General features: G+C 73.8%; 7 protein-coding genes. 2 read left to right on the top strand and 5 right to left on the bottom strand.

Translation table 11 applies throughout. From position 1 onward, the window contains the following. Positions 1-129 precede the first annotated feature (129 nt). On the bottom strand, positions 130-696 hold the full coding sequence (locus ACFXA3_RS33115) for a DJ-1/PfpI family protein (RefSeq protein WP_385192946.1): 567 nt from the start codon (positions 694-696) through the stop codon (positions 130-132). Positions 697-957: 261 nt separating this feature from the next. Here ACFXA3_RS33115 and ACFXA3_RS33110 point away from each other — a divergent pair, with 261 nt between their 5' ends. Then, positions 958-1,782 (top strand): endonuclease I family protein, encoded by an 825-nt coding sequence (locus ACFXA3_RS33110; RefSeq protein ID WP_385192944.1) that lies wholly within the window; start codon positions 958-960, stop codon positions 1,780-1,782. A gap of 125 nt (positions 1,783-1,907) precedes the next feature. After that, positions 1,908-2,231, top strand: coding sequence for a DUF3040 domain-containing protein (locus ACFXA3_RS33105; protein ID WP_385192941.1), 324 nt, complete (start codon positions 1,908-1,910; stop codon positions 2,229-2,231). 43 nt (positions 2,232-2,274) lie between these two features. Here ACFXA3_RS33105 and ACFXA3_RS33100 read toward each other — a convergent pair whose 3' ends face one another. The 4 genes from ACFXA3_RS33100 to ACFXA3_RS33085 all read right to left on the bottom strand — a co-directional run. Next, a complete protein-coding gene (locus ACFXA3_RS33100; RefSeq protein ID WP_385192938.1) occupies positions 2,275-2,715 on the bottom strand; it encodes a GNAT family N-acetyltransferase in 441 nt (146 codons plus the stop codon). Between the two features lie 49 nt (positions 2,716-2,764). Continuing rightward, positions 2,765-4,417 carry a glycoside hydrolase family 20 protein gene (locus tag ACFXA3_RS33095; protein WP_385192935.1) on the bottom strand — a complete coding sequence of 551 codons (1,653 nt, stop codon included), beginning with the start codon at positions 4,415-4,417 and terminating at the stop codon, positions 2,765-2,767. A 73-nt stretch (positions 4,418-4,490) separates the two neighbouring features. Beyond that, a complete protein-coding gene (locus ACFXA3_RS33090; RefSeq protein WP_385192933.1) occupies positions 4,491-4,928 on the bottom strand; it encodes a heme-binding protein in 438 nt (145 codons plus the stop codon). 60 nt (positions 4,929-4,988) lie between these two features. Then, positions 4,989-5,837, bottom strand: an 849-nt coding sequence (locus ACFXA3_RS33085) for an MFS transporter (protein WP_385192931.1), incomplete at its 5' end; no start/stop codon positions are given.

Raw genomic sequence — 5,837 nt, 5'->3', positions numbered from 1 at the left:
GAGCCGGACGCGGCACCGACCGCGCCGGACTCCCCGGCCCGCACCGCACCCGCCCGGCCCGCCCCGCCCCGGTCCGGCCCCTCGGCCGGCCGCGGCCCGGCACGCCGCCGCGGCGCGCCGGCGCGTACGTCAGGTCAGCGGCGCCTTGGCGCGCAGCACCTTCAGGAACTCCCGCATCCAGGCCGAGTGGTCGGGCCAGGCCCGGGCGGAGACCAGGGTCCCGTCGACCACGGCCTCGGAGTCCTCGTACACGGCGCCGGCAGCCTTCATGTCGAGTTCCAGTGCCGGATACGCGGTCACTCGGCGGCCGTCCAGCCCGCCGCTCGCGGCCGTGATCAGCGGGCCGTGGCAGATCTGGGCGACCGGCTTGTCCGAGCCGGTGAACGCGGCCAGGATCCGCCGCACCTCGGGATCGTTGCGCAGGTACTCCGGCGCCCGGCCGCCCGGGACGACCACGGCCGCGTACTCCTGGGGGTCCACGTCGGCGAACGCCACGTCGGCGGGCCAGGTGTAGCCGGGCTTCTCGGTGTAGGTGTCGAAGCCCTCCTCGAAGTCGTGCACCACGAACCGCAGTTTCCTGACCGCCGGCGCCGCGATGTGCACCTCGTACCCCTCCTCGCGCAGGCGCTGGTACGGGTAGAGGACCTCCAGCGATTCCGCCGCGTCGCCGGTCACGATGAGGATCTTCACTGCCATGGGCTGCTCCCGGTGGGGGTGTTCACGGTGCGCACGGTCCGCGCGGCCCCGGGCGGGGCCCCCGCCACCGTGCCCGCAGCCGGGCGTCCTGCCAAGAGGTCTCACCCGTTCGGCCCAGTGATCGAAACGACGGAATCCGGCCGTCCGACACATGGATTTTACCTGTAGGGCACATGACAATGTGAGCCTCTGCTCTGCCACCTGACGCCCCGCCAACTGCCATGGCGGGGGCGGTGCCTGCGAAGAGGTATCCCCCACATCATGAAAATCTCCCCACGCGCCCCCTGGGCCACCGGCCTAGCCGTCGCGGCCCTGGCCCTCATTCCGGCCAACGCGTCGGCCGGCTCCCAGCGGACGGCGGCTCCCCACGCCGACGCGGCCGCCGCCACCGCCGCCACCTCCGTGGACGCGTACTACGCGGCCGCCGAGGGCAAGACCGGGGCCGCGCTCAAGACCGCGCTCCACAACATCATCAAGAACCAGTCCAAGGTGACCTACGACGGCGTGTGGAACGCGCTGAAGGTGACCGACCAGGACCCGGCGAACCCCGACAACGTCATCCTCGTCTACTCGGGCCGCTCCCAGTCCAAGTCGAGCAACGGCGGCGGTGCCAACGACTGGAACCGCGAGCACGTCTGGGCCAAGAGCCACGGCGACTTCGGCACCGCCACCGGCCCGGGCACCGACCTGCACCACCTGCGCCCCGAGGACGTCACGGTCAACAACACCCGCGGCAACAAGGATTTCGACATGGGCGGCAGCCCGGTCGCCGAGGCCCCCGGCAGCTTCACCGACTCCGACTCCTTCGAGCCGCGCGACGCGGTCAAGGGCGACGTCGCGCGCATGCTGCTCTACATGGCGGTGCGCTACGACGGCGGCGACGGCTTCGCGAACCTGGAAGTCAACGACAAGGTCAACAACGGCACCGCCCCCGCCATCGGCCGGATCAGCGTGCTCAAGCAGTGGAGCCGCCAGGACCCGCCGGACGCCTTCGAGCAGCACCGCAACCAGGTCATATTCGACACGTTCCAGCACAACCGGAACCCGTTCATCGACCACCCGGAGTGGGTCGACTCCATCTGGTGACCCCGGCCCGGGGGCCGTCACCGCGCGGGGACGGCCCCCGAGGGTTGGGCCGCGCCAGGCCGGGTATGCCCCGGCCAGAGGCCACGGCGCGCGCCGTCCGGCGACGCCGGCCGAAGGAGGTCGTCATGGACGGAGCCGGGCTGTCCGACCACGAGCGGCGCGCCTTCTCCGCGATCGCGGCGGACCTGAAGAACGACCCCTCCTTCGAGCGGCACCTGCGCTCCGTACACACCCGCGCCCACCACCGGACCCTGGCCGCCTGCCTCCTGGGCGCGGTGACGCTGGTCCTGCTGGTGGCGGCCGCGGTCACCGTCTCGCTCCCCCTGATCTGGGGCTTCGCCGCGGCCTGGACCCTGACCGTGGTCCTGGCCCTGCCGCCGGCGGGCCGGTGGGTCGGCCGCCGTCTGCGGCGCCGCGTCCCCGCCGAAGCCGAAGCCGACCGGCCCTAGCCGCACCCGCACCCCCGGTGCCGCAGCCGGCGGTCCGCGCGCGTCACTGCTCGCCGAGCACCATCCACTTGGCCGGATGGGCCATGGGCGCGAACCCCGCCTTCGCGTAGACCCCGTGGGCGTCGGCGGTGGCCAGCAGGACCCGGCGCAGGCCGTACGGGGCCAGGTGGTCGCGGACCGCGGCGGCCAGGCTCGTCCCCAGGCCCTTGCCGCGGACCGCGGGGTCGACGTAGACGTCGCACAGCCAGGCGAAGGTGGAACGGTCGGTGACCACGCGGGCGTAGGCGGTCTGGGCGCCCGAAGCGGTGTCGTAGACACCGAAGTTCAGGGAGTCCGCGATGGCCCGGTCCTGCGTCTGCCTGCTGCGGCCGAGGGCCCAGTACGCGTCCTGCGACAGCCAGCGGTGGATCAGCCCGGCGTCGAGCCGGGCGGGGTCGGTGGACAGCTCGTAGCCGTCCGGCAGTTCAGTGGTCTCACGGTTCATCCCGGCATCCAAGCAAGGCGGGCGGCGTCCGGGCCAGTGATTATGCCGGTCACGCCGGGGGCTGGAGCCGGTCGGCGAGGGCCTTGAACTCGGTCCAGGCGGGCTGCGGCGGGCGGGAGTCCCAGACCTTCTGGGCCAGTGCCGCCAGTGGCAGCCGGATCCCCTCGGCGATCTGCGCCGGGGTCTGGGCACCGGCCAGGTCGCACCACACGGCGAGCCGTGCGCCGAGTATCTGCGCCGCGTACTGGGCGGGCACCGGGGTCGTGCCGCGCAGGACGAGCGGGGTCCACTGCTCGTAGATGCGCTTGCCGGTGGGGTAGGTGAACTGGTTCGGCTGGCCGAGCACGTAGTAGAGGAACTCGTCGTTCAGGTTGACGACCTTGCGGCCCTCCCGCAGGTACTCCAGCGGCGGCCGGGCTCCGTTCTCCTTGCCCGTCCAGTACTCGACCTGGATGTCCTTGGCCGCCTGGACGACGCCTCCGGTGAAGAAGCCGTCGTTCCACGCCTTGGGCACCCGGCCGGCCGGGCGCACGACGTCCGCGCGGTCGTTCAGCCAGCCCGTCGCCAGGTCCTGGATGCGCGCCGAGGCCCCGTACCGCTGCCGGGCCGCCTGCGCGAGCTGCGGGAACGAGGCCTGCGGATCGCGGTAGACGAGCGCCTGGTACTCGTCGGCGCCCAGGTGCCACAGCGTGCCGGGGAACAGCGGCAGGTACTCGCGCAGCAGTTCGTCGATCAGCTTCGCCGCGGCCGGGTCGGATATGTCCACGGCGCCCTTGACGGCCCGGCCCTGTACGTCGCGCAGCTGGAGGTCCGGGTGGGCGCGCAGCACCGCGCCGAGGTGGCCGGGCGAGTCGAGTTCGGGGACGACGGTGATGTGCAGGCGGGCGGCGAGGGCGGTGATCCGCCGGACGTCGGCCTTGCTGAGGTGGGGCGTGGAGACGATCTCGGGGTGGGTGTCGGACTGGATCCGGAAGGCCTGGTCGTCGGAGAAGTGCAGGCCGAGCTGGTTGAGCTTGAGGTCGGCCATCTGCCGCAGCCGGTCCTCGATCCAGCCCACGCTGAAGTTCTTGCGGGCTATGTCGAGGTTCAGGCCGCGCTGGGGTTTGGCCGGGGCGTCGCGGACGGTGCCTTCGGGCGCGCGGCCGCCGGACTTCACCTCCTGTTTGAGGGTGCGGGTGCCGTAGAAGACGCCGGCCTGGTCGGGGCCGGTGACCCGGACGCGTCCGTCCCGGACGGTGAGGGTGTACGACTCGGGCGGTCCGGAGTCCTTGGCGCCGAGGGCCAGCTCCACATCGCCGGGGCGCGGGTCGGCGGTCTCGGCGAAGCCCATGCGCAGTTCGCCGGCGAGCAGTCTCCCCTCGTCGGCGAGGGCGGCCGCGTCGTTCGGGGGGACGACGATCCGCGCGCCGGCGGCGGGCTTCCAGCCGGGGCCGCGGGCCGGGTCGTGCTCCCGTACGGCCGGGATGGTGCGCGGGGCGGTGGACAGCGCGTAGGAGGGGGTCGGCGAGGGCTCGGCGGACGAGGGCGCCGCGGCGGACGCGGCGGCGGAGCCCGTCGTGGCGGTGCCGTCGGGGCTGCGGGCCTCGTCGGAGGCGGCCGTGCAGCCGGGGACGGCGAGGGAGACCAGCGCGGCGACGGCTGCCGTCGCGGCGACGTGGCCCCTCGTGAGCCGGCCGGACCGGATCCCTCTCGGCTTTCGCATCATGCACCCCTGTCCCCCGTACCAACGTGGCACGGGGGACCGGGGCGCGCGACCCGGAGGCCGGGCGGGAGCGTCAGAGGAGCGCGGCGAGTGCGGTGGCGGCGAAGGCGTGGTCCTGGTCGGGAGCACCGCCGCCCACGCCGATGGCGCCGATGAGACGGCCGTCGCGGTGGACGGGCAGCCCGCCCGCGATGAACAGCAGCGGCCGGTCCAGGGCGGTGGGCAGGGTGTGGAAGGGGCCGCCGGGCCGGACGGCGTCGACGAGGTCGGCGGTCGGGGCGTCCAGCTGGAGGGCGGTGAAGGCCTTGCGGGTGCTGGTCTCTCCGGAGATCAGCACGGCCCGGTCGTCGCGGCGGAAGGCAAGCAGGTGCCCTCCGGCGTCGAGGACGGTGATGCTGACCGCGACCCCCGCCCGCTCGGCGGCGGCCCGGGCGGCGGAGACGAGGAGTTCGGCGTCGCCGGTGGTCAGCGGGGCGACGGCGGTACGGGCGGGGGTGGTGACGGTGGACATGCGGGGGTTCTCCTCAGGGGTGGTGGTGCGGGTGGTGCGCGGCGTACGAGGGGGTGTGGATCAGTGGTGGACGCAGACGGGGGCCCCGGCCGGGGCCGCTCCGGCGACGACCCGCCCGCCGCCGGCCGGACGGCTCGCCGTACGCCGTTCCAGCGCGCCGGAGACGAGGGCGAGGACCAGGGCGGAGGCGGCGAGGGCGGCGCCGACCCAGTTGGGGGCGGTCCAGCCGAGTCCGGCGGCGATGACGAGCCCGCCCAGCCAGGCGGCGAGCGCGTTGCCGAGGTTGAAGGCGCCGATGTTGACGGCGGAGGCGAGGGTGGGGGCGCCTGCGGCCTGGTCGAGGACCCGCTTCTGCAGCGGCGGCACGGTGGCGAAGCCCAGCGCCCCGATCAGCACGACCGTGGCGGCGGCGCCGGCCTTCGAGTGGGCCGTCAGGGTGAAGACGGCCAGGACGACGGCCAGGGCGCCCAGGGAGACGTAGAGCATCGGCATCAGGGCGCGGTCGGCGAACCGTCCCCCGATGAGGTTGCCGGCGACCATGCCGAGGCCGAACAGGACCAGCAGCCAGGTCACGGAGGTGCCGGCGAAGCCGGCCACGTTGGTCATCATCGGCGTGATGTAGGTGATCGCGGCGAAGACGCCGCCGAAGCCGAGGACGGTCATCGCCATCGCGAGCAGCACCTGGACGTTGCGGAAGGCGGCCAGCTCGTGGCGGATCCGGACCCCCTCGGGGCGGGGCAGTTCGGGGACCAGCCGGGCGATGCCGAGCAGGCCGAGGACGCCGAGGGCGGCGACGATCAGGAAGGTGGTGCGCCAGCCGAGGGTCTGCCCGACGAGGGTGCCGAGCGGGACGCCGACGACGTTGGCCACGGTCAGGCCGGTGAACATCATCGCGATCGCGCCGGCCTT

Source organism: Streptomyces sp. NPDC059456 (assembly GCF_042750055.1).
In the GTDB taxonomy this organism is placed as follows: Bacteria; Actinomycetota; Actinomycetes; order Streptomycetales; family Streptomycetaceae; genus Streptomyces.
Note: the sequence above shows the minus strand (reverse complement) of the source record. Positions and strands in the feature narration are given on the sequence as shown.

Bases quoted from the DNA above. Each gene is read 5' to 3' on its own strand.
- ACFXA3_RS33100 (WP_385192938.1), bottom strand. From the start codon at position 2,715: ATGAACCGTGAGACCACTGAACTGCCGGACGGCTACGAGCTGTCCACC.
- ACFXA3_RS33110 (WP_385192944.1), top strand. From the start codon at position 958: ATGAAAATCTCCCCACGCGCCCCCTGGGCCACCGGCCTAGCCGTCGCG.
- ACFXA3_RS33115 (WP_385192946.1), bottom strand. From the start codon at position 696: ATGGCAGTGAAGATCCTCATCGTGACCGGCGACGCGGCGGAATCGCTG.
- ACFXA3_RS33105 (WP_385192941.1), top strand. From the start codon at position 1,908: ATGGACGGAGCCGGGCTGTCCGACCACGAGCGGCGCGCCTTCTCCGCG.
- ACFXA3_RS33095 (WP_385192935.1), bottom strand. From the start codon at position 4,417: ATGCGAAAGCCGAGAGGGATCCGGTCCGGCCGGCTCACGAGGGGCCAC.
- ACFXA3_RS33090 (WP_385192933.1), bottom strand. From the start codon at position 4,928: ATGTCCACCGTCACCACCCCCGCCCGTACCGCCGTCGCCCCGCTGACC.